The sequence below is a fragment of the Nocardioides psychrotolerans genome (assembly GCF_900113685.1).
GTDB lineage: Bacteria > Actinomycetota > Actinomycetes > Propionibacteriales > Nocardioidaceae > Nocardioides > Nocardioides psychrotolerans.
Genome location: NZ_FOQG01000005.1, coordinates 182,078 through 204,600, shown reverse-complemented (window position 1 = coordinate 204,600; position 22,523 = coordinate 182,078). Strand labels below are relative to the sequence as shown.

Annotated in this window: 23 protein-coding genes; 7 read left to right on the top strand and 16 right to left on the bottom strand. The window is 69.2% G+C overall.

The genetic code is table 11. The features are described 5' to 3' along the window. Nucleotides 1-101 precede the first annotated feature (101 nt). Nucleotides 102-704, top strand: a complete 603-nt coding sequence (locus BM204_RS08425; RefSeq protein ID WP_091111987.1) for a TetR family transcriptional regulator — start codon at nt 102-104, stop codon at nt 702-704. Nucleotides 705-1,195: 491 nt separating this feature from the next. Here the strand turns inward: BM204_RS08425 and BM204_RS08420 are convergent, their stop codons facing one another. From BM204_RS08420 to BM204_RS08350, 15 genes are all read right to left on the bottom strand, one after another. After that, nucleotides 1,196-1,696 (bottom strand): pyridoxamine 5'-phosphate oxidase family protein, encoded by a 501-nt coding sequence (locus BM204_RS08420; protein ID WP_091111985.1) that lies wholly within the window; start codon nt 1,694-1,696, stop codon nt 1,196-1,198. Between the two features lie 3 nt (nt 1,697-1,699). Then, the gene (locus BM204_RS08415) at nt 1,700-2,455 is read right to left on the bottom strand and encodes a glucose 1-dehydrogenase (RefSeq protein ID WP_091111984.1); all 756 of its coding nucleotides are present in this window, start codon (nt 2,453-2,455) and stop codon (nt 1,700-1,702) included. 36 nt (nt 2,456-2,491) lie between these two features. Next, entirely contained in the window at nt 2,492-3,400 is a 909-nt protein-coding gene (locus BM204_RS08410; RefSeq protein ID WP_174812984.1) for a 3-oxoacyl-ACP reductase, read from the bottom strand. A gap of 5 nt (nt 3,401-3,405) precedes the next feature. After that, complete coding sequence (locus tag BM204_RS08405) at nt 3,406-3,597, bottom strand: ferredoxin (RefSeq protein ID WP_091111982.1); 192 nt, start codon at nt 3,595-3,597, stop codon at nt 3,406-3,408. Between the two features lie 33 nt (nt 3,598-3,630). Beyond that, a complete protein-coding gene (locus BM204_RS08400) occupies nt 3,631-4,614 on the bottom strand; it encodes an NAD(P)/FAD-dependent oxidoreductase (protein ID WP_246165999.1) in 984 nt (327 codons plus the stop codon). Nucleotides 4,615-4,714: 100 nt separating this feature from the next. Beyond that, nucleotides 4,715-5,428 (bottom strand): hypothetical protein, encoded by a 714-nt coding sequence (locus tag BM204_RS08395; RefSeq protein ID WP_091111979.1) that lies wholly within the window; start codon nt 5,426-5,428, stop codon nt 4,715-4,717. After that, nucleotides 5,425-5,940 (bottom strand): Rv1363c family protein, encoded by a 516-nt coding sequence (locus BM204_RS08390; protein ID WP_091111977.1) that lies wholly within the window; start codon nt 5,938-5,940, stop codon nt 5,425-5,427. Before BM204_RS08390 ends, BM204_RS08395 begins: the two co-directional genes overlap by 4 nt. A gap of 20 nt (nt 5,941-5,960) precedes the next feature. Next, nucleotides 5,961-7,235, bottom strand: coding sequence for an MCE family protein (locus BM204_RS08385; RefSeq protein ID WP_091111976.1), 1,275 nt, complete (start codon nt 7,233-7,235; stop codon nt 5,961-5,963). Continuing rightward, nucleotides 7,232-8,599, bottom strand: a complete 1,368-nt coding sequence (locus BM204_RS08380) for an MCE family protein (protein WP_246165996.1) — start codon at nt 8,597-8,599, stop codon at nt 7,232-7,234. Before BM204_RS08380 ends, BM204_RS08385 begins: the two co-directional genes overlap by 4 nt. Next, the gene (locus BM204_RS08375) at nt 8,596-9,819 is read right to left on the bottom strand and encodes an MCE family protein (protein WP_091111974.1); all 1,224 of its coding nucleotides are present in this window, start codon (nt 9,817-9,819) and stop codon (nt 8,596-8,598) included. Before BM204_RS08375 ends, BM204_RS08380 begins: the two co-directional genes overlap by 4 nt. Before the next feature lie 11 nt (nt 9,820-9,830). Beyond that, entirely contained in the window at nt 9,831-10,811 is a 981-nt protein-coding gene (locus BM204_RS08370; protein ID WP_091111972.1) for an MCE family protein, read from the bottom strand. A 7-nt stretch (nt 10,812-10,818) separates the two neighbouring features. Continuing rightward, the gene (locus BM204_RS08365) at nt 10,819-11,901 is read right to left on the bottom strand and encodes an MCE family protein (protein ID WP_091111971.1); all 1,083 of its coding nucleotides are present in this window, start codon (nt 11,899-11,901) and stop codon (nt 10,819-10,821) included. Beyond that, complete coding sequence (locus BM204_RS08360; RefSeq protein ID WP_091111969.1) at nt 11,901-13,238, bottom strand: MCE family protein; 1,338 nt, start codon at nt 13,236-13,238, stop codon at nt 11,901-11,903. Before BM204_RS08360 ends, BM204_RS08365 begins: the two co-directional genes overlap by 1 nt. 6 nt (nt 13,239-13,244) lie before the next feature. Then, nucleotides 13,245-14,084, bottom strand: coding sequence for an MlaE family ABC transporter permease (locus BM204_RS08355; RefSeq protein ID WP_174812983.1), 840 nt, complete (start codon nt 14,082-14,084; stop codon nt 13,245-13,247). A gap of 1 nt (nt 14,085) precedes the next feature. Next, nucleotides 14,086-14,859 carry an MlaE family ABC transporter permease gene (locus tag BM204_RS08350; RefSeq protein ID WP_091111968.1) on the bottom strand — a complete coding sequence of 258 codons (774 nt, stop codon included), beginning with the start codon at nt 14,857-14,859 and terminating at the stop codon, nt 14,086-14,088. Between the two features lie 239 nt (nt 14,860-15,098). Here BM204_RS08350 and BM204_RS08345 point away from each other — a divergent pair, with 239 nt between their 5' ends. Then, entirely contained in the window at nt 15,099-15,233 is a 135-nt protein-coding gene (locus tag BM204_RS08345; protein ID WP_256215595.1) for a hypothetical protein, read from the top strand. A 15-nt stretch (nt 15,234-15,248) separates the two neighbouring features. Here BM204_RS08345 and BM204_RS08340 read toward each other — a convergent pair whose 3' ends face one another. Beyond that, nucleotides 15,249-15,995, bottom strand: a complete 747-nt coding sequence (locus BM204_RS08340; protein WP_091111967.1) for a response regulator transcription factor — start codon at nt 15,993-15,995, stop codon at nt 15,249-15,251. A gap of 181 nt (nt 15,996-16,176) precedes the next feature. On the opposite strand from BM204_RS08340, the gene BM204_RS08335 reads away from it, so the two are divergent. The 5 genes from BM204_RS08335 to opgC are packed head-to-tail and all read left to right on the top strand — an operon-like array spanning nt 16,177 to nt 22,522. Further along, nucleotides 16,177-17,391 (top strand): PP2C family protein-serine/threonine phosphatase, encoded by a 1,215-nt coding sequence (locus BM204_RS08335; RefSeq protein ID WP_091111965.1) that lies wholly within the window; start codon nt 16,177-16,179, stop codon nt 17,389-17,391. Next, entirely contained in the window at nt 17,388-19,382 is a 1,995-nt protein-coding gene (locus tag BM204_RS08330) for a glycosyltransferase family 2 protein (protein WP_091111964.1), read from the top strand. Before BM204_RS08335 ends, BM204_RS08330 begins: the two co-directional genes overlap by 4 nt. Further along, entirely contained in the window at nt 19,379-19,714 is a 336-nt protein-coding gene (locus BM204_RS08325; protein WP_091111963.1) for an STAS domain-containing protein, read from the top strand. Before BM204_RS08330 ends, BM204_RS08325 begins: the two co-directional genes overlap by 4 nt. After that, nucleotides 19,707-20,177, top strand: coding sequence for an ATP-binding protein (locus BM204_RS08320; protein WP_091111962.1), 471 nt, complete (start codon nt 19,707-19,709; stop codon nt 20,175-20,177). The genes BM204_RS08325 and BM204_RS08320 overlap by 8 nt, the downstream gene beginning before the upstream one ends. Beyond that, entirely contained in the window at nt 20,174-22,522 is a 2,349-nt protein-coding gene (gene opgC / locus BM204_RS08315; RefSeq protein ID WP_143099693.1) for an OpgC domain-containing protein, read from the top strand. The genes BM204_RS08320 and opgC overlap by 4 nt, the downstream gene beginning before the upstream one ends. The last annotated feature ends 1 nt before the right edge of the window (nt 22,523 follow it).

Genomic DNA, 22,523 nt, shown 5'->3' with positions numbered 1-22,523 from the left:
TCATTGCTAGCCTGATGACCTGAGTCATCCAACACCACCCAGGTCCTCGGCACATTCCACCGTCGCGACGTGCCGCGCACCCCGAGCACAAGGAGTCCCTTGTGAGCAGTGCTAACTCCCTGACGGTGGACGATCTCGGATCTGCGGCACAACGCGACCGCCGCAAACGCATCCTCGACGCCACCTACGAGCTGGCCCGTGACGGCGGGTTCGACGCGGTCCAGATGCGCGCCGTCGCTGACAAGGCGGAGGTGGCCCTCGGGACTCTCTACCGCTACTTCCCGTCCAAGATCCACCTGCTGGTCTCGGCACTGGCCAGCGAGTTCGAGCACGCCGAGGCGGCTTTCCGTGACAAGCCGATCCCGGGCGACACCAGCTCGGAGCGGGTCATCTTCGTGCTCAAGAAGACCACCCGCGGCCTCCAGGGCGACCCTCACCTCACCGAGGCTCTGACCCGGGCCTTCATGTTCGCCGACGCGTCCGTGGCCAACGAGATCCACTCGGTCGGCATGCTGCTCAGCTCGATGCTCACTCAGGCCATGCACCCGGGAGCGACCGAGCTCACCGACGACGACGTCGCCATCGCCCGGGTCATCGGCGACGTCTGGCTCTCGGCCCTGGTCGCCTGGGTCACCGGCCGGTCCACCGCCGCCGAGACCGGCGCCCACATGGAGAACGCCGTGCGGCTGCTCCTGCGCGACTGACCGGCGCACGACCTGCCACCACCCTTCCGTCTCCGGCTGCCGGTCTCGGGAGGTGACGTGAGTCCAGTACGTGCTCAGGTGGGTGACCCGCTTCATCAACGCGATGTTGCGGCGCATCAACACCGGCGCCGACAGCTACCTCACCCGCGACCTCGAGCTGGACATTTCACCGTCGCCGGCAGCACGCAGGCCCGCGACCAGCTCGTGGCAGCCGCGTCCCGAGGGTGAGAAGGGTCCATGTGGGCCCCTCTCATCTGTGCCGGGAGGTGGCCCCTCCCTGACGCGTAGTCGAACGTACTCATTGGCTTTCGGAGCACCCGCCTCAGGCGTGAGGAAGGTGGGTGGAGCCCGATTGAGCACGTCCGACTACGACAGTCGCGCATCCGTAGAGCGCACTCAACGCGGCTAGAATCGGGCCGACGACGCCGCCCGGCTGTCGGCTAGATCCGGACGATCGCTCGCGACGTCACCGACCCCGTGACGTGGACCAGCTAGCGGCCGAGGAACTCCGCGGTCGAGCCCCCCAGGTCCATCGCCGGCAGGCCGAGGTTGCGGTGGTCCCAGCTGCGCGTGCGCACGGCGTCGAGGCGCACCACGACGCGGTTCTTGGCCATCAGCTCCACGAACGGCTTGAGCTCCTCGGTGTAAGGCGCGTTGTAGCGCTCGAAGACGTTGACGCACACGTCCCACACCATGTCGGTGTCCTCGATGATCACACCGGTGCCCTCGATGGCCACGCCCCGGAGCTGGTCGTAGGTGTTGCCGGTCTCGACCAGGAAGCTCATCGTGGGGTCGCGGCGGAGGTTCACGACCTTCTGCGACTTGGCCTTGGTCTCGATCCAGATGTGGCCGTCAAGGTAGGCATACCACATGGCCACCAGGTGCGGCCGGCCCTGCGGGCCGAGCGTGGCGATGGTGGCGTTGCGCCGCTGGATGAGGAAGGTGTCGACCTCCTCGTCGCTCATCACGACCTGCGAGCGTTGGTTGGCCATGCCTCAACCGCCGAACGCGTGGGTGGAGGTGACGCCGCCGTCGATCGCGATCTCGGCGCCGTTGATGTAGGCCGACTCGTCCGAGCCGAGGAACACGTAGAGCGGTGCGACGTCCTCGGGGTGGCCGACCCGCCGCAGCGGGATCCTGGACGCGCCGAACTCCATCGCCGCGTCGCCCCCGTGGACGCGCGTCATCGGGGTGTCGATCATGCCCGGGTGCACCGAGTTGACCCGGATCCCCTTGGGCCCGAGCTCCATGGCCGCGCACTTGGTCATGCCGCGGATGGCCCACTTGGTGGCGGCGTACGCCGTGCAGCCGGCCATGCCGGCGAGTCCTTCGACCGACGAGGCATTGATGATCGAACCACCTCCGTTCTTGCGCATGGTGCGGGTGACGGCCTGCATGCCGAGGAAGCAGCCGAGCTGGTTGATGCGCCAGAGCAGCTCGACCTCGTCGGCACCGTGACGCTCGATGTCGCCGAAGCGCAGGATCCCGGCGTTGTTGGCCAGGATGCTGACCGGACCGAAGCGCGTGTTGACGTCCTCGACGACCGCCGTCCACGAGGCCGCGTCGCTGACGTCGTGGTGCACGAAGTGGGCGTCCGGGCCGAGCTCGTCGGCCAGTGCCTGCCCCTCGTCCTTCGCGATGTCGGCGATCAGCGTCCGCGCACCCTCGGCAACGTAGGCGCGGGCGATGCCCGCCCCCTGGCCCTGAGCGCCGCCGGTGACGATGGCGACCTTGCCGTCGAGACGACCCATGGTGTTGCTCCTTCGCGTGACGTGGGACTGAGGTGGCTAGACGGTCAGCTGCATGATCGAGTCGGCGGCGAAGCCCTGCGCGGGGTCGCGCCCCTCGAAGTAGCCGCCGAGCTGCTGGTCGAGGTCGTCGAGCGTCCAGGCTGCTCCGGCCTTGTCGAATCGCTGCTCCACCACGGGGGCCGCCACCAGGGCGACCATCCCGCCGTAGACGACGAACACCTGGCCGGTGATGGTGTCGGCGGCCGGTGACGCGAGATAGGCGACCAGGGGGGCCACGTGCTCGGGCGAGTAGGGGTCGATCTCGAGGCCCGACTGGTCCTCACCGAACACCTGGGCCGTCATGGCGGTGCGGGCGCGGGGGCAGATGGCGTTGGCGCGGACGCCGACCTTGCCGAGGCCACGCGCCGTCGACAGCGTGAGCGCGGTGATGCCCGCCTTGGCAGCCGCATAGTTGGCCTGCCCCGGGGAGCCCCCGAGGAAGGCTTCTGATGCGGTGTTGACGACTCGTCCGTAGACCGGCGCCTCGCTGTCCTTGGACTTCTGCCGCCAGTAGGAGGCGGCGTTGCGTGAGAGCAGGAAGTGACCGCGCAGGTGGACGCGGATGACCGCGTCCCACTCGTCGTCGCTCATGTTGAAGAGCATCCGGTCCCGGGTCATGCCGGCGTTGTTGACCACGACGTCGAGCTGGCCGAAACCGTCGACGGCGGCCGCCATCATCGCGTCGGCGGTGGAGCGCTCGGCCACGTCGCCCTCGACGATCGTGACGTCGACCCCGCGCGAGCGGATCTCCTCGGCAGCCTCGTCGGCAGCGCCCGGCAGGTCGTTGAGGACGATCCGGGCGCCGGCGTCGGCGAGGGCGAGCGCCTCGGCACGCCCGAGCCCGGCGCCTGCCCCGGTGACGATCGCGACGCGGCCGTCGAGTGACAGGTCCTTCTCTGCAGCCATGTGACCTAGTCCTCCAGGGAGATCGCGGCGCGCGGGCAGGCCGCCACGGCGCGCTTGACGTTCTCGAGGTTCTCGGGCGTGGTCTCCTCGGACTTGACCACGAGGTAGTCGTCGTCATCGAGCTCGAAGACCTCGGGGGCCATCGCCTCACAGAGGGCGTTGGACTCGCAGAGGTCGAAGTCGACCTTGATCTTCATGGGTGTTCTCCTTGGTTGTCGGGGACGTGCAGCTCAGGCCTCGGACGAGTGACCCGGGAACACCTTGGCCGAGGGGTCCATGGCGACGGTCGCGTTGTTGACGGCCGTGGCGGCCTCGCCGAAGCCGACTGCGATCAGACGGACCTTGCCGGGGTACTCCGTGATGTCGCCGGCGGCGAAGACCCGAGGCAGGTTGGTCTGCATCGACGGGTCGACCACGATGTGCCGCTTGAGGACCTCGAGCCCCCACTGCTGCATGGGGCCGAGGTCGGCGATGAAGCCGAGGGCAGCCACGATGGCCTGCGCGGGCCGGGTCGTGGTGACCCCGTCGACGGTGATGTCCACAGACTCCACGGTGGCACCACCGTTGATCGCGGTCACCTCGGCCTTGGTCACGATCTCGACCGAGGAGTCCCGCACCTGCTGGACGGTGCGCTCGTGGGCGCGGAACGCGTCGCGTCGGTGCACGAGCGTCACCGACCTCGCGACCGGCTCGAGGTGGACCGCCCAGTCGAAGGCACTGTCGCCGCCGCCGACGATGACGACGTCCTTGCCGGCGTAGGGGACGAAGCTCGGCACGAAGAACGCCAGACCACGCCCGAGCCAGTCGGCCTGGGCGGGCAGCGGACGGGGACTGAACTTGCCGATGCCGGCGGTGATGATCACGGCGCCGGCCCGGACCGTCGTGCCGTCATCGAGGCCGACGGTGACCCCGTCGTCGTCCTGCGCCAGCGTCGAGGCCGTGCGGTCCAGCAGATAGGTGGGCCTCGCGGTCCCCGCCTGGCTGACCAGGCCCTCGACGAGGTCGCGGCCCTTGATGCTGGGGAAGCCGGCGACGTCGAGGATCTGCTTTTCGGGGTACATCGCGGTGATCTGGCCACCGAGCTCGGGCAGCGAGTCGACCACGGCGACCCGGTGGCCGCGGAAGCCTGCGTAGTAGGCGGCGTAGAGACCGGTGGGCCCGGCGCCGATGATGAGGAGGTCGGTGTCGACGGCGTCGGGTGTGGGAGAGGTCACGCCGTGATCCTTCCGTGCCTGGGCGGTCATGCTCAACAGACGCGCCGCCTCGTCTCAGCGGCGGCATTTCTGGAACGTGTTCTAGTTCGCCCGAACGCTATCAGATGGTCTCCAGCTGGGAGACCAACCAGCCACCCTCGGTGCGCACGACGGTCACCAGGATCTTGTACTGGGCGACGTTGAGGTCGGTGCCCGCCTTGGTGGTGCTCTGGTCGAGGAAGACCAGGGCGACCACCTGCTCCGGCGAGGCCTGCACGACGCCCTGGGCGGCCACCTCGGCGGTCACCTCGGTCTTCTGCGCGACGAAGTCGTCGCGGATCTCGTCCTTGGTCTGGCGGAACTCCTCGGCGAAGGAGTCGGTCATCTTCGAGGCCGCCAGGTCCACCTGCTCGTCGTAGGTCCGGAAGGACGACGAGACGATGTCGACTGCCGAGCGGGCAGCCGTGTCGACGGCGGAGGTCGCGGCCACCTTGCCGGTCACGATCGGACGGTCGGAGGAGACCACGGGGTCGTCCTGGCCGTAGAGGTAGAACCCCTCCCCTGCCGCCACCACCGCGAGCAGCACGACGAGGCCCGCCAGCAGTCCCGTCGTGAGCCGTGAGGGTGGCCGTTCCTGCTCGTCCTCGATCGGCCACTCGACGTGCTCGTGGTGGACCTCCGGCTCCGGCGCGCTCGCGGGCGCCTCCGCCAGGGCCTCGTCGAGCGGGTCCCCGGGACCCGACGTGCGTCCCGCGACCTTGCGCGGTCGCGAGGTCGGGGTGCGGGCGCCCCGCGGCCGCTTGGGCGGGCGCGGACCCGGTCCCGAGGCGCTCATCCGACGAACTCGAGGTTGTTGGTGCGCCATTCGCCGTCGACGAGCAGCAGGTCGAGGCGCAGGCGGAAGTCGCGCGCGGTCTGCTCCTCGTTGCTGGACACGTTGCTGACGCTGCCGTTGGTCGCGACGATCACGGTCGCGCTGTCGGCGTCGAGGCCGGTCACGGCTGCGGATCGGACCGCGCCGGTCATGACCGACTCGTTGCTGGTCAGCAGGTCGACCAGGCTCTCGCTCGATCCTTGGTACTGCTCGAGGAACTCGCCCGTCGCGTTGTCGGCCACGGCCTCGAAGCTCTCCTCGGGTTTGCGGTAGTCGATGTTGACGAACGCAGCGGCCATCCGGCGCGCCGCCACCAGGACCTCGCCGTAGCGTTCCTGCTCGGCCCGCGCCGCGGTCCGGTTGTCGTGCTCACGGAGCGCGGCATATCCGCCGACCCCGCACGCCACCAGGAGCACCACGACCAGGACGGTGAGGACGACGGGGAACCGGGCAGCCCCACTCTCGGGCGTCATCGCTGGCGTCATCGCTGGCGTCATCGCTGGGACACCGGTCCCACCAGCAGCCATTTCCACGAGTCATCCCCCAAGATCGACAGGTCGCCCGGATCGGTGAAGCGCACCGGGTCGCCGTTGCGGTCCACAGCACCGTAGACCAGACCCGAGGCGGGGTCGTAGGAGCCACCCAGGGCGCGCGGCGGCGAGGCCGGCGGCCGCTGGGCACCGGGTGAGTACTTCGGACCGCGCATGACGTACGGCGGTCCGCTGCGGCACTGGGCCGGGAAGATCGGGGCGTCGGTCAGGTCGTTGGCCTGCCGCCACTGCGACGGCGGCTTGTAGCCCTTGGTGCACGGCGGGACGCTGTTGTCGAACTGCAGGCTGACATGTCCGAAGCCGTCGGGCGTCGTGCCCGTGAAGCCGCCGGCGATCGTGCGCGGGAAGGTCACCAGCAGCTGCTCGAGGCCGTCGAGGTGAGAGACCACGATCTGGTTCACGCTCACAGCGTTGCCCAGCAGGATCGGCAGCGTGGGCTCGAGGTCCTCCAGCAGTGCCTGCACCTCGCGGGCGGTGCCCGGCGTGCCCTCGAGCGTCGTGCGGATGTCCTGGTCGGAGTCACGCAGGGCGGCGGTGAGCAGGCGCAGGTCCCGCGAGAACGCGCGGATGTTCTCTCCCTCGGCACGCTGGGTGCGCAGCACCGGCAGCGCCGTCTCGAGCAGCCGGATCGTCACGTCGGTGTTGGCCGCGGCCTCCCGGATGAACTCGCCTCCACCGTCGAGCAGCCGCTGGAGGGGCACCCCGGTGTCGCGGAACATCACGCCGAGCTCTTCGATGAGGGTCTTGAGGTTCTCCTGGTCGACCGAGCCGATGAAGGAGTCGAGCTCGACCAGCAGGTCGGCCTCGTCGACGGGCAGGGACTCCATCGACCCGGCCAGCGTGCTGCCGTTCTCGGCGTAGGGGCCCTCGTCGTCGGCGGGCTCGAAGTCGAGGTACTGCTCCCCGACGGCCGAGAGGTTGTGCACGAACATCGGTGCGTCCAGCGGCAGCCGGGTGCCTTCCTCGAGGGCCAGCTCGATGCTGACCCCCGAGCGGGTCGGGGTCATCGAGGCGACCTTGCCGATCTGGACGCCCCGGTAGGTCACCTCGCTGCCCTCGAACAGACCACCCGAGCGCGGCAGGGTCGCCTCGACGGTGATCCCGCGTCCCAGGACCTTGTCGACGAAGCCGAGGTAGGAGGCGGTGACGTAGACGATGCCGACGCAGGCCAGCACGACGAACGCCAGCAGGCGGATCCGGATCCCGGTGCGGGTCATGCCGCCCCACCTCCGAGCAGGCTGGTGGTGCTGGGCTCGGGGCTCGCCGTGCCGCTGGTGAGGGCCAAGTTGAGCCGACCCAGGCCGGGCAGCAACCCACCGAGGTCCGGGACCGGGAGCTCGAGGTCGGGCAGCTCGAGGCCGCCGGTCTCCAACTCCTTTAAGGCCAGGCAGACCGGGTTGTCGGCGTACTTGGCGCGCTTGCAGTCCTTCACCAGCTTCGAGAGCAGGTTGATGCTGCGGAGCACCTTGACGCACGCCTTGCTGGTGAGGTCGGCGCTGGTCAGGCAGTCGAGGACCGTGTTGAGCGGGTCGTCGGGCAGCCCGGGGAGCGGGATGTCGGGCAGGTCGGGGGCAGGACCGCCCTCGCCGGGCGAGAGGAAGTTGGCGATGTTGATGTCGGCCTTGATGGAGGTGTTGGCGTAGTCGCCGAGCACGATCTCGCTGGCCTCCTGCGGGAACGGGAAGCTCAGGATCAGGTTGAGCCCCGGGGCCAGCTTGTCGCCCGCGGCACGCAGCCGGTTGACGATCGGCTGCAGACTGCGCAGCGAGGCGATCAGGTCGTCCTTGCTGGCGCCGATGACGCGGGTGCCGACGACACCGAGCCGGTCCAGCGAGGACAGCATCGCGACCAGCTCGTCGTGCTGGTTGCCCAGGACCTCGATGGCGGGTCCCGCTGCGTTCAGCGCGCCCTCGATCGTCGTGCGCTCCTGGTTGAGGGTGCTGGTGAGGTTGTTCAACGACTCGAGCGCGCTGATGATGTCGTCCTTCTGCGCGTCCAGGGTGCCGATGACGCTCTCGAGCGAGCCCAGCAGGCTGCGCACCTTGTCGGTGCGCCCACCCATGACGTCGTTGATCTCCTCGGTGATCACGCCGAGCTGGCCCACGCCTCCGCCGCTGAGCAGGAACGACAGCGCGCCCAGCACCTCCTCGACCTCGGGGTTGCGACCGGTGGCCTCCAGCGGCAGGTTGTCGCCGTCCTCGAGACGTCCCTGGGCGGTGCCTGCCTCCGGCTGCTCGAGGGCGACGTACTTCTCCCCCAACAGGCTGACCTGCCGGATGTCGGCGATCGTGTTGTCGGGGAGCCTGATGTCGTCGCGCACCCGCAGGGTGATCTTCGCGTGCCACCCGACGCGCTCCACGTCGATCACCTCACCGACCGTGACGTCGTCGACCATGACCGGCGAGCGGGGCACGATGTTGAGGATGTCGCGGAACTCCGCGGTGATCTCATAGGCCTCGTCGGCGTCGACCGGCGACCCCGGCAGCGGGAGGTCGTAGGCACCGTCGAACTCGCACCCCGAGGACACGAGCGCGAGGGCGGCGACCAGGCCCACCCAGCGACGACGTGGCGTGCGGATCACGGGGTGCCTCCCAGGAGGGTCGCGAGGCTGGGCTCGAGCTCGCTGGCGTAGTGCTGCTGCACGACGTCGCGCTCCGCAGGCTCCGGTCGTACGTCGGACCCGGAGGCCGCTGCGCCGGTGGCACGTCCGCCTGGGCCGGGCGGGACGGTCGGTGCCTTGCCGATCGGCTCGAGCAGCGTGGAGAAGATCTGGCAGGCCAGGTCCTTGCTGATCCGTGGGAGCGCCGACTGCTGGACGACCGAGCAGAGGAACCCGTCGGCGTCCCACACGTTGCCGCTCACGCCGATGCGCGAGCCAATGGTTCCGGACTCGGAGTTGTAGGCCAGCACGAGGTTGCCGATCGCGACCGGGGCGATGCGCAGCGCGTCGTCGAGGTTGGTCTTCTCGGAGTTGATGACCTCGACGATGCTGCTCAGCCTCTCGACGTTGCGCACCAGCGCCTTGCGGTTGCCCCGGACGAAGGTCTCGACGGTGCCGACGGCATCAGCGACGGAGGCCAGTGCGCCCTGGAGCTCGCCCCGCTCGGCCGAGAGCTGCGAGGAGACGCCGGCCAGGCGGCGGATGAAGGCGCGCACGAGCTTGTCGTTGGAGGCCAGCGTGCTGGTGAAGTCGGCAAGCTGGGAGACGGTGTCGAAGAGGTCGCCGCTGCCCTCGCCGAAGGTCGCCGCGGCCTCGGACAGGTCGCGGATCATCTGGTTGGCACGGGCGCCCTGTCCGTCGAGACCCTCGGCTCCCGCCTCGAGCAGGTTGTCGAGCGTTCCGTCGGCGTTGACTCCGTTGGGCCCGAGGGTCTGGCTGAGGTCGCGCAGCGCGGCGTAGATGCGGTCGAGCTCGACGGGGACGGCCGTGTCCGGCAGCGCGATGTCGGCACCATCGGCCATCACCTTCCCCTCCGTGTAGGCCGGGGTGAGCTGGACGAAGCGGTCGGACACGAGCGTCGGTGTGACGATGACGGCCTGGGCGTCGGCGGGCACGTCGAACGCGGCGACGTACTCGATCTCGACGCGCACCGACTCCCCCTCGGGAACCACCGCGGTGACCTCGCCGACGGTGACGCCCAGGATGCGCACGTCGGTGCCGATGTAGACGCTGACGGCACGCGGGAAGTGCGCCGTGACCGTGCGGGTCCCCTCCCCGCCGCCCGTGGTGAACGTGATGACGGCGGCGACGAGCAGCACCGCGACGATGACGGGGGTGACGATCTTGGACAGGGGTCTCATGGCGGGGCCTCTCACTGCGCCGGCCCGGGCAGGAACTCGCCCGTGGGGATCGCGGCCAGGTTGACGGCATAGGCGTCGAACCACGGACCGGTGCCGATGATGTTGCCCAGGATCGAGACGTAGGGCCCGAGCGCCGCCAGCGTCGCCTTCAGCTCCTTCTCCTTGCCGTTGAGCAGCGTCAGCAGCTCGTCGACCTCACGCAGGGCGGGCCCTATCTGGCGCTGGTTGTCGGTCGCGACCCCGCGCAGCTCGACGGCGAGGCTGCGCGCGTTGACCAGGAGTCGGTGGATGGCGTCCTTGCGGCGCTGGACCTCGGCGAAGACCAGGTCGCTGCTCCTGAGCAGCTGCACGATGTCCTGGCTGCGGTCGGCCAGGAGCTTGCTGACGTCCTTGGAGCTGGCCAGCAGCGCCTGGATCTCCTGGTCGCGCGAGGCGACGGTCTGCGAGAGCCGCGAGATGCCGGTCAGGCTGTCCTCGATCTCGGGGGCGGCGGCATCCACGGTGTCCGCGACGACGCCGAGGGCCTGGACCAGCTGGTCCTTGTCGATCTCCTCGGTGGTGGTGGTGAGATCGCCGAAGACGCCGACGATGTCGTAGGCCGACTGGGTGCGCTCCTTCGGGATGCGGGTGTCCTCGTCGAGCTGGCCCTCGCCGGCGGGGGTGAGCTCGAGGTACTTCTCGCCCAGGAGGCTGAGCACCTCGACCGACGCCCCGCTCTCGGTGCCGAACTCCACGCCGTTCTCGACCTCGAACTGCACGAGCACGGTGTTGCCCTCGAGGGTGACGTCCTGGACGCGGCCGACCCGGATCCCGCCGACCTGGACCATGTTGCCGCGGTGGAGGCCGCTGGCGTCGGTGAACTCGGCGAGGTACGACGTGCCCCCGAAACCAGGGAACTTGGAGAGGTTGAAGGCCGCGGCCATGACCACGAGCATCACGACCAGGCTCATCGCCCCGAGGCGGAGGATCTGGGCTTCCGAGTAGCGCTTCACGTCGTCATCACCTGTTGCACCGCGGCGCGCTGGAGTGGAACTCGATGTCGTCGAGACCCGACAGGAGCTGGTTGAGCAGCCCCTTCGGGATGCCCGGGACCTGGAGCTCGGGCAGGGTGATCTTGCCCGAGAAGCCGCAGATGTAGTAGTTGTACCAAGACCCGTAGGTCCCGGTCCTGGTCTGGTCGGTCATCGACTCGGGGAGCCGGTCGAGCAGCTCGACGATCTGCTCCTGGTTGGCCTTCTCGTTCAGCAGGACCGCCAGCTTGCGCAGCTCGGCGATGTCGGCCTTGAGCACCGGGCGGCTCTCGCGCAGCAGGTCGGCCAGGACCACCGTGAGGTCGCTGATGCTGCCCAGGGACGACCCGATGACGTCGCGGTCGCGGGCCAGGTCGCCCATCCAGTCCTTGAGCTCGACCACCAGGGTGCTCAGCTGCTCGCGGCGCCCGTCGACGGTCTCGAGGGTGGTGCTCAGGTTGTCGATCACCTCACCGACCAGCTGGTCACGATCGGCGAGCGCGTTGGTCAGCGACGCCGTGTTCTGCAGGAGGCCACGGACCGTGCCGCCCTCACCCTGGAGTACCTGGATCAGGTTCATCGTGAGCTCGTTGACCTGCTCGGGCTGGAGCGCCTGGAAGAGCGGCTTGAAGCCGTTGAACAAGGTGGTGAGGTCCAGGGCCGGGCTGGTCTGCGCCACGGGCAGGACGTCGTCCTCCTGGAGCGGCTGGGCCTCGCTGGACACGCCCTCCTCGAGGGCGAGGTAGCGGTCGCCGACGAGGTTGAGGAAGCGGATCTCCGCGCGAGCGGCGGTCGTCATGGGCACGTCGGCCTTGATGCGGAAGGTGACCATGGCCTGGGTGCGGTCGTGGTGCTCGACCTTGCGCACCTCCCCCACGCTGACGCCGGCGATCCGGACGTCGTCGCCCTTCTCGAGCATCGAGGCGGAGGTGAAGACCGCGCGATACTCCCGACCCGCCCCGAAACCGATGTTGCCCATGATCGCGGCGAGCAGCCCGGTGACCAGCACGGAGACGATCGTGAAGATCAGCAGCTTGACGCCCGAGGAGATGAACACGGAGTTGCGGGACATCAGGCGCCACCTCCCCGTACGACGGGGGCGTAGAGCAGCGAGCCGAGGGCGCCGTAGCTGTCGGCGGCCCGACCAGAACGGCCGGCCAGCAGCGCGTTGACGACCGATTGCTCGGCCTGGCTGCCGGCGTAGCCGCTGGACATGCCCGAGCCGAACCCTGCGGCCGCGGCTGCCTTGGACAGGCCCGGGATCGGCAGGATCGGGAGGGCGCTGCTCGGCGGGTTGTCGTCGAGGTCGGCACCGTCGTCGAACGAGTTGGGGCCGATCGGGACCGGCGGGAAGGGCAGCCCGGAGCACCACGGACCGTGACCCACCTCGCCGTACTCCGGTAGGTCGCTCTGGTCGTAGGCCTGGTACTGGGCGGTGCCGAACTCGATGAACTGCTTGACCTGGTTGCCTTCGAAGGTCTTGGCGAGCAGTGGGCGGTAACGGGCTGCGCCCTTGATCAGGCAGGGAAACTCGGGTGAGTAGATCTCGAGGAGCTTGAGCACCGGCTGCGTCACCTCGCCGATGCGGATCAGGTCGGACTCGTTGTCGGCCAGGATCCTGGTGGTGGTCTCGGAGAGTCCGGCGACGTCGGTGAAGAAGACGTCGAGCTCCTGACGCTTCGCCACGATCGTCTTGCTGGTGACGGTCAGGTTGCGCAGCACGCCGATCAGGTCCGGTGCCGCGAGGTCGTAGGTGTCGGCGACCGCCGCCAGCTCGACGAGGTCCTGACGCAGCGTGGGCAGGCTGTCGTCGATGGCCCCGAGGTAGGAGTCGAGCTCCTCGATGGTGTCGCCGAGCTGGTCCCCGCGGCCCTCGAGCGCGGTGGCGAGGGCGTTGAGGGTGGAGTTGAGGTCGGCCGGACGGACCGCACGCAGCAGCGGGAAGAGGTTGGCCAGGATCTCGCTCAGCTCGACGTTGGTCTCCACCTGGCCGGCAGGGATGACCGAGCCGTCGCTCAGGGGTCTCCCGCTCTGCTGCTCCGACGGGATGAACGAGAGGAACTTCTGCCCGAACAGCGTCGTGGGCAGGATCTGGACGCGCACGTCCTCGGTGATCTCCTGGGCCGCCTCGGGCTCGAGGGCCACCTCGATCGAGGCCATCGCCCCGTCCTGCTCGACGCTGCGGACCTGACCGATCAGCGCACCGTTGAGGCGCACGTCGCCGAACTTGGCGAGCTGGAGCCCCGCCCGGTCGGCCTTGACGGTCACCATCGTGACGGTGTCGAACTTCTTCTGGTAGATCGCGACGGAGAGGTAGACCAGGGCGGCCATGGCGGTCAGGAAGACGACACCGGCGAGCAGCAGTCGACGGTGCTCGGCCGGGGAGTCGTGGTGGATGTTGACCAGCATCGTCGACTACCCCGTGATCCGCACGGTCGTGGTCGAGCCCCAGATGGCGAAGCTCAGGAAGAAGTCGGCCACCACGGTGAACACGATGCTCGTGCGGATCGCACGACCGACCGCCATGCCGACCCCGGCCGGGCCGCCTGAGGCGGTGTAGCCGTAGTAGCAGTGGATCAGGATGATCGCCGCCGACAGGAAGAGCAGCTTGAAGAAGGACCAGAGGATGTCGATGGGTGGCAGGAACTGCAGGAAGTAGTGGTCGTAGGTGCCGGCCGACTGCCCGTAGATCAGCGTGGTGATCAGGCGCGGCGAGAGGTAGGAGGCGCTGAGCGCCACGACGTAGAGCGGGATGACGGCGATGAACGCCGCGATCATGCGGGTCGTGACGAGGAACGGCAGCGAGGGGATCCCCATCACCTCGAGGGCGTCGATCTCCTCCGAGATGCGCATGGCGCCGAGACGGGCGGTGTAGCCACAGCCGACCGTGGCCGCGAGCGCGATCGAGGAGATCAGCGGCGCCACCTCGCGGGTGTTGAAGTAGGCGGAGATGAAGGCGCTGAACTTCGCGACCCCCAGCTGGCTCAGCGAGGCGTAGCCCTGGATGCCGACCTCGGTGCCGGCGAAGAACGCCAGGAACGCGATGACGCCGACCGTCCCGGCGATCAGGGTCAGTCCCCCGGCACCGAAGGTGACCTCGGCCAGGGTGTTGGTGATCTCGCGGGGGTAGCGGCGGATCGCCCTCGGTGTCCAGGCGAGCGCCTTGACGTAGAACATCAGCTGGTCGCCGTAGGCCTCCAGCGACTTGCGTCGCCCGTCGACGACGGCGCCTGCGATGGATCCGATGCTCGCCACGTCAGATCCCCGGGGGCGGGACGACTTGGAAGTAGATGGCGGTGATGACGGCGTTGATGAAGAACAGCAGCATGAACGCGACGATCACCGCCTCGTTGACCGCTCGACCAACACCGCTGGGGCCGCCGCCGGCGTTGAGGCCCTTGTAGGCACCGACGATCGCGGCCATGCCGCCGAACACGACGGCCTTGATGATCGCGATGTAGAGGTCGGTGATGCTCGCCAGTGCCGTGAAAGACGACAGGAACGCACCGGCCGAGCCGCCCTGGACGATGACGGTGAAGAAGTAGCCCCCGCCGATGCCGGCGGCGATGACGATGCCGATGATCATCAGCGCGACGAACATGGTGGCGACGACCCGCGGCGCCACCAGCCGCTCGAGCGGGTCGACACCGAGGACCTCCATCGCGTCGATCTCCTCACGGATCTTGCGGGCGCCGAGGTCGGAGCAGATCGCAGAGCCGGCCGCGCCGGCGATGATCAGCGCCGCCGCGATGGGTGCCGCCTCACGGACGACGGCCAGGACCGCGGTGGCGCCGGCGAAGGACTGCGCGCCCAGCTGCCCGGTGAGGTTGCCGACCTGGAGCGAGATGACCGCGCCGAAGGGGATGGAGACCAGGATCGTGGGCATGAGCGTGACGCTGGTGATGAACCAGGCCTGCTCCACGAACTCGCGGAACTGGAACGGCTTGGTGAAGATCCGCTTGACGACCTCCACGGTCATCGCAGCCAGCTCACCGGGCCCACGCAGGATCGACACGGCACTGTGCGCCATCGCTACACCTCCCCATGTCTACGACGAGCGTCACACTAGAACGTGTTCTTGTTATCACACAACGAGACGCGTCCTTAGCTCGTGCCCTCCCCGGCTCGACCCGCCACCAGTGACGGTGTCCACAGGCTAACCCCGTCGCCGTCCCTAGGACGGGCGATCGTGCAACCCGATCTCTGGGGCCCGTTCGGCGAGCGCAGCGACACTGTCGGGGCCACCCGCACCCTGGGCATCGTCAGGACATGTCCGACATCGTCCCCGTGCTGGACCACGCGAGGTCGCTGGTGATGCTGGAGCAGGTCGCCGGTGTCTTCTGCGTGGCGCTCGACGTCGCCCGACCCGTCGGGCTCAACGCCAACCGCCACGCCCGCCGCTGAGGACGTCCGGGCACCTCACGCGACGTCGAAGACGTAGCTTGCGCCGTCGATGGTGCGGATCCAGTGGTGGACGCTGCCCGCCCGCCGGAGCTTGCGTCTCACGTTGCCGATGTGGACGTCGACGAGGAAGTCGGACTCGATGAACTCGCCATCCCACACCTCGCGCACCAGGTCGCCACGCTCCCACCCGGTGCCGGGACGGGACGCCAAGGCGTGCAGCAGGTCGAACTCGGCGCGGGTCAGCATGACCCGCTGACCGTCCAGCACCGCCACGTGGTGTTCGGCGTCGAGCACGAGCCCACCACCGACGTCGACGGGGCCACGCGGCTCCGGGGTCGGCACCGGCGCCGATGAGGTGTCAGGGGCGGTCTCAGCGACGGCGACGGCGCCGACTCGCGGTCGGCGCAGCAACGCTGACACCCGGGCGCGCACCTCCCGGGGGGAGAACGGCTTGGACATGTAGTCGTCGGCGCCGACCTCCAGCCCCACCAACCGATCGATCTCGGCGTCACGTCCGGTGATCATCACGACGTAGGCGTCACTGAACTCGCGCAGGGCGCGACACACGTCCGTGCCGTCCATGTCCGGCAACGACAGATCGAGGGTGACCAGGTCGGGCTGCACCTCGCGGACCATGGCGAGGGCGGACGCTCCGTCGGACGCCGTGGACACCTCGAGACCGGCCTCGCGGAGCACGTGGACGAGGAGGTCGCGGATGTCGTCGTCGTCGTCGACGACCACAGCTCGATGTGCTGACGTCATGCCCGTCACCTCCTGGGTAGCTTGGACGTTGATTCAATCTAGCGAATGGCAACAGGCAATGATGCGGTGCCACCGGCGTGGCTTCCTTGCACAGACTTGGGCCGGGGTGTGAGGCTGGGCTCAAGGGGCCGTGGGGGACGTTCACCTTCAGAGCGGCACGACACCAGCCGAAGGACCAGGTATGACTCCCCCATCAGGCCCGACCCGCGACCCGGTCGTCGAGGAGCGACGCCAACGCGCGGTCGAGAGCCTCCAATTGTCCGAGGGCCAGAAGGACGAGCGTTTCGAGCGGATCACCCGCCTGGCCCGCACCGTCTTCGGCGTGCCGATGACGACGATCACGATCCTCGACAACGACCGGGCCTGGTTCCCCAGCGCTCAGGGGGTTGACGTGTCAGAGATGCCCCGGGTGGAGACGTTCTGCGACCGCACGACCGACGAGGGTCGCCTGCTGATGGTCGAGGACGCCAGTCAGGACGAACGCTTCCGGCACCTGCCCCTCGTGGAGCACGGCCACGTCCGTTTCTACGCCGGCCACCCGCTGCGCGACGCGATCGGCAACGTGGTCGGCACGTTCTGCATCTACGACTCCGAGCCCCGCACGCTCGACGGTGACCTCCTCGTCGCGTTCCGCGACATGGCGGCCTGGGCGGAGCAGGAGCTGGTGTCCTCGGCGGAGATGTCGCAGGCCGGACACGTGCAGGCCTCCATGCTCCCGGCCCGGGCCGTGCGCACCGGCGGCTGGGAGATCAACGGGCTCTGCCTGCCCGCCCTCGCTGTCGGCGGCGACTTCTACGACTACGGCGTCACCAACGGCGTCGTCCACCTCGGGCTGGGTGACGTGATGGGCAAGGGCACGGGAGCAGCCCTGGTGGGAGCGGGGGTCCGCGCCGCGATCCGCAGCACCAACGCCGCCGTCACCGCCGGGGTCGACCTCGGGATCACTGCCACGCAGGTGGCTCGCAGCCTGCTGCCCGACCTCGAGCGCACCGAGTCCTTCGTGACGCTCTTCGAGGCGGCGATCGACCTTGATGACGGGTTCACTCGTTACGTCGACGCAGGTGCCGGCCTCTGCCTGCTCGTGCACGGCGACGGGAGCGAGCAGCGTCTCGACAGCGTCGACCGGCCCTTCGGCATCCTGCCCGACGACCACTGGAGCGAGCACCAGGTCACGCTCGAACCGGGCAGTCGGATGCTGGTCTTCAGCGACGGCCTCCTCGATCTCATCGACGATCCCATCGAGTGGTGGCACGAGGTCGGCGCCCTGATGCGCAGGGCCGACGACGTCGGCACGCTGCTGGAGCTCGTGGCTCGACTGGCTCGGGACCGAACTGCGTTGGACGACGTCACGGCCGTGGCGGTGTTCCGAGCCCCGGTGGCGGGAGACGCTCGGTGAGTCGTCGGCTGCTGCTGATCCGTTTCGTCGTCGTCCTGACGTCGATCCTGGGCCTCAACTACGTCGTCTGGCGCTGGCTTTTCTCGGTCAACTGGGACGCCTGGTGGATCGCCGTGCCCCTGGTCCTGGCCGAGACCTACAGCCTCGTCGACTCGCTGCTCTTCGGCCTGGGCATGTGGCGACTCAAGGAGCGCGACACCCCCGCGCCGCCCGGGCCGGGGCTGACCGTCGACGTCTTCGTCGCGACCTACAACGAGCCCATCGACCTCGTGATGACGACGGCTCGCGCGGCCAAGGCGATCTCCTACCCGCACGAGACCTGGATCCTCGACGACGGCAACCGACCCGAGATGCGAGCGGCCGCCGAGGCGGAGGGGATCGGGTGGATCACCCGGTCGGCGGAGTGGGCAGGCATGCCGCGCCATGCCAAGGCCGGCAACCTCAACAACGCGCTGCTCACCACCGAGGGTGAGTTCCTGCTGATCCTCGACGCCGACATGATCCCCGAGCCCGAGATCCTCGACCACACCCTGGGCTTCTTCACCGACGAGCGGATGGCGCTCGTGCAGACCCCTCAGTACTTCACGAACGTGCCGGAGGACGACCCGCTCGGCAGCCAGGCCCCGTTGTTCTACGGCCCGATCCAGCAGGGCAAGGACGGGTGGAACTCCGCCTTCTTCTGCGGCTCCAACGCCGTCATCCGTCGCGAGGCCCTGATGCAGCTGGGTGTGTCGCGCTACGTGGGTGAGGTCGAGGTCGGGGTCCATCGGGCTCTCAAGACCGCCCGCGCCGTGCTCCGGTCGGCGAGGAGGACGCTGGAGCCGGACGAGACCGAGGCTCGTGAGGCACTCGACGCGATCCTGCACGAGATCGGGTGCTCACGCCGTGAGCTGGCCAGGGGTGGTGCGCTCTTCGACGTGACCTACACGTTCCAGAAGCGGGTGGCCGCCATCCGTCGCGGCCTGGTGGCCGCCGACCTCGAGGCATTGCAGGCCGACCTGGCCGTCATCGCGGAGCTCGAGGGCATCGGCGCAGATCCGGACCTCGCACTGGCCACGGTCGACGAGAGCGTCCTCCTGCAGATGGCCCACCGCGACTGGTCGCCGCTAGGAGCGGTGGAGACCGTGCAGGCCCTCGTCAACGCCATCGACGTCGACCGGGGTGACGAGGCCCAGGCTGTGATGCCGATGGCCACCATCTCGGTCACCGAGGACATGGCGACCTGCATGCGGCTGCACACGCTGGGCTGGCGGTCGGCCTACCACGACGAGGTCCTCGCCACCGGCCTGGCTCCCGAGGACCTCCAGACGATGCTGACCCAGCGCCTGCGCTGGGCCCAGGGCACGGTGCAGGTGCTGTTCAAGGAGAACCCCCTGACGCAAAGGGGCCTGACCCTGGCCCAACGGTTGATGTACTTCTCCACGATGTGGAGCTATCTGTCCGGGTTCGCCGCGCTGGTCTACATCGCTGCCCCGGTCATCTACCTCACGTTGGGCGTGCTTCCGGTCAACGCCCTGAGCACCGAGTTCTTCGTGCGGCTGATCCCGTTCCTCATCATCAATCAGCTCTTGTTCTTCGTGGTTGCGGACGGACGCAAGACCTGGCGCGGTCAGCAGTACTCCCTCGCCCTCTTCCCGGTGTGGATCGCGTCGTTCACGACCGCCTTCGGCAACGTCTTCCTGGGCCGCAGCCTGGACTTCGCCGTCACGCCGAAGACCAAGCGGGAGCCCACCGGCCCGGCATGGCACCTGATCCGTCCCCAGCTGTGGGCGATGGGCCTGCTCGTCGGAGCGCTCGTCGCGGGCTCCGTCCGCATGGCGACCGGACAGGCCAACATCCCGGGGAGCCTCTTCAACATGGTGTGGGTCGTGTTCGACCTGCTGATCTTCTCCGTCATCATCAAGGCGGCGCGCTACCGGGGATACGTTGCCCCCAGCGAGCCTGCGCCCACCACCGTCAGTGTCGGTCCCACCCACCAAGGAGCACCATGATCGAGTTCGCGGTCCACACCCGAGACGACGGCGTCGGTGTCGTGACACCTGAGGGCCGTCTCAACATGGTGTCCGCCCGACGGCTCAAGGAGATCCTCTCCGAGCTCGTCAGCGCCGGGACGACGCGCATCGTCGTCGACATGGGCGAGACCAGCTTCCTGGACTCCTCCGGCCTGGGGGCCCTCATCGGCGGCCTCAAGTCCGCACGCCAGGCCGGAGGGGACCTCCGCATCGCCCGGGTGTCGCCCGCCGTGATGACGGTCTTCGAGCTCACCAACCTCGACCGAGTGCTGCGGGCGCGCGAGTCCGTGGACGGTGCCTTCGATGACTGAGCCCGGACCCGCTCGCGCGGTCATCGCCCTCGAGAACCGGTTGTCGCTCTCGGCCCCTGCTACCCCGGAGATCATGGATCTCGTGCACGCGATGCTCGAGCACCTCTGGATCAGCAACCCCGATATCTCCGACCGCGACCGGATCCGCTTCGAGATGTCGGTCATCGAGATCCTCGGGAACGTCGTCGAGCACGCCTACGCAGCCGACCACGTCGACGTGCCCGGACAGGACGGCCGTCGCTTCGAGATCGTCATCGGCGTCACCGACACCCAGCTGATGGCCCATCTGGGCGACAACGGCCTCCCGACGGCGCTCGACCTGAGCGGGGTGGCCATGCCCGACGTGCTGGCCGAGTCGGGGCGCGGGCTGGCCCTGGCCACCGCTGCCCTCGATGACCTGTCCTACGAGCGTGCTGACGGCCGCAACCTGTGGGACCTCCTGTGCCTACGCGCGAGCGAGTGACCAGGTCCCGACCTGCGCTGGTGACCGGGGCCGTCGCAGCCGGGGGTGCCCTGCTCGCCGTGCTGCTCGTCCTACCTGCTCCAGCTTCTGCCCTCAGCGAGACCGGGGCCGGGGACACGATGCCCAGGCCCGCGCCGGGCGCTCCGTGGTTCGGCCCGGAGCTCGACATCGAGACGGCGGTCCCCCAGGACTACGCCGACGCGCTCGGCGCCTCGCCGTCGTCCTTCACCTTCCAGGTCGACTACCCGCTCAGCAACGAGGACCAGGTGTTCCTCGAGCGCCAGGTGCGCGCGATCGCGACCCTGGGCGCGGTCGTGGTCGTGGACCTCCAGCCACGGACGCCGCTCGAGGGGCTCTCGACCGAGGACGCCGAAGGTCTCGGCTCCCTGCTCGACGGGCTGCACGACGAGCTCGGCACCTGGTTCCTCGCGCGCTTCGGAGCCGAGATGAACGGTTCGTGGGAGCCGTGGGGCCAGCAGGCGGTCGCCTACAAGGCAGCCTTCAGGCTGCTCGCCGAAGGACTCGACGCCACGGCGCCCCACGTGGAGACCGTCTGGTCCCCGGTCTACGGCTCGGGCTACCCCTACCGCGAGGAGCAGGGCGCCGACGGCGACATCGGGCTGCCCGACGAGGTCGACGTCGAGCCCCTGGACACCGACGGGAACGGCCGCCTGGCTCCCGGCGACGACCCCTACGGCCCCTACTTCCCCGGCGACGACGTCGTCGACTGGGTGGGACTGACGCTCTACCGCTTCGGCCAGGACCAAGGCATCGACAGCAACGTCGTCCCGACCGGTGAGTACGACGCACGCCTCGCGGAGACCTGGGGCTACGCCCCGGGGACCAACGGGCGTCCCTTCTACGACCGCTTCGCGGCGGCCGGTGACCGGCCGATGCTGGTGCAGACCTCCGCGCTCTACAACCCCGCCGTCGGGGGAGCCACGGAGCTGCAGCTGAAGCGCTCGTGGTGGCGTCAGGTCTTCGGCAGCGCGGTGGACCGTCCTCTCATCGGGCTCATCAGCTGGCTCGAGGTCGACCGGATCGAGCCCGAGGTCGACACCCTCGCGGTGGACTGGAGGGTCACCGCCGATCCCGAGATCGCGGCCGCCGTCAGAGCCGACCTCGAGGAGTCCACGATCGACCTCGGCCCGGTCAGCGAGCCGGTCGAGTCCGTCACTCCGGCCGTCGACGACCCGGTCCGCGACGGTGACGGTTCCTTCGTCCCGGTCGCCGGCAGCGACCTGCCTGCCGGGGTCACCCCCGACCCGTCAGTCCGCGGGCTCGGCATCGGTGGCCTCCTGCTCCTGCTGCTGCTCGCGCTCGCACTCCTGACCGGTCGCGCCACGACCCGGGTGACGGACGTGGGGCCGGTGGACGAGGCAGGACGCGACCTCCGGCTGGACCTGGTGCGCGGGGCCTTGGTCCTCGTGGTGGTGGCCGGTCACCTCGCCGTGGTCCTGGGCTACCACGAGATCGCCGGCTCGGCGCTCGGTGCCGTCCCGGTGGCAGAGGGGCTGGTGCTGCTCTCCGGCCTGGCAATCGCCTCCTCGGCGGCCGTGCGCTCCCTGCGACGCGTGGGCCGGCTCTACGCGGCAGCCGTCCTCACCGCCCTCGCCGTCTACGTCGTCAGCCTCGTCCCCGGGGTGCGTGCCGGACGCCTGATGCAGCTGCGCGACCCGGTCACCGGTCAGGTGCGAGAGCTGTTCCCCGACGCCGACCACCTCTTCGACTACCCGACCCCCTGGGCTGCCGCGCAACGCCTGCTGTTCCTGGAGACCGGTCCGTGGGTGACCAGCATCCTGGGGCTCTTCGTGCTCCTGGGACTCCTGGCACCCCTGGTCCTCGCGCTGCTTCGTCGACGTCTCTGGTGGGTGGTGCTCTCCCTGTCGTGGGCGCTGTGGGGTCTCGGACAGGTCTGGCACCCCGACTGGTCACCGGCGCAGTTCGCCGACACCTATCCCCCCCTCGCCTGGCAGCTGCTCTTCGTGCACGGCCTGGTGCTCGGCCACCATCGGCGTGGTGTGGCGACATGGTTGCGCGGGCAGCGTGGCACCCTCCTGGTCTGCGTCGTCGTCGCGGCGTACGCCGGTGCGGTCGGCGGGCTGTGGCTCAACGACATCGCGCTCGACCAGGACCTCGTCGCCGGCGTCGACGTGCCGATCGGTCGGGTGGCGCTCGTGGCGGCGAGCACCCTCGTGGTCACGGTGCTGGTGGGCACCTGGTGGCGCCCGCTGGCCACGACGGTCGGTCGGGTGCTGGTCCCGGTGGGGCGACATGCTCTGGCCGTGCTCGTGGCACACACGCCCGTGCTGCTCGTGGTCGCGACCGTCGCCTCGCGCACGTGAC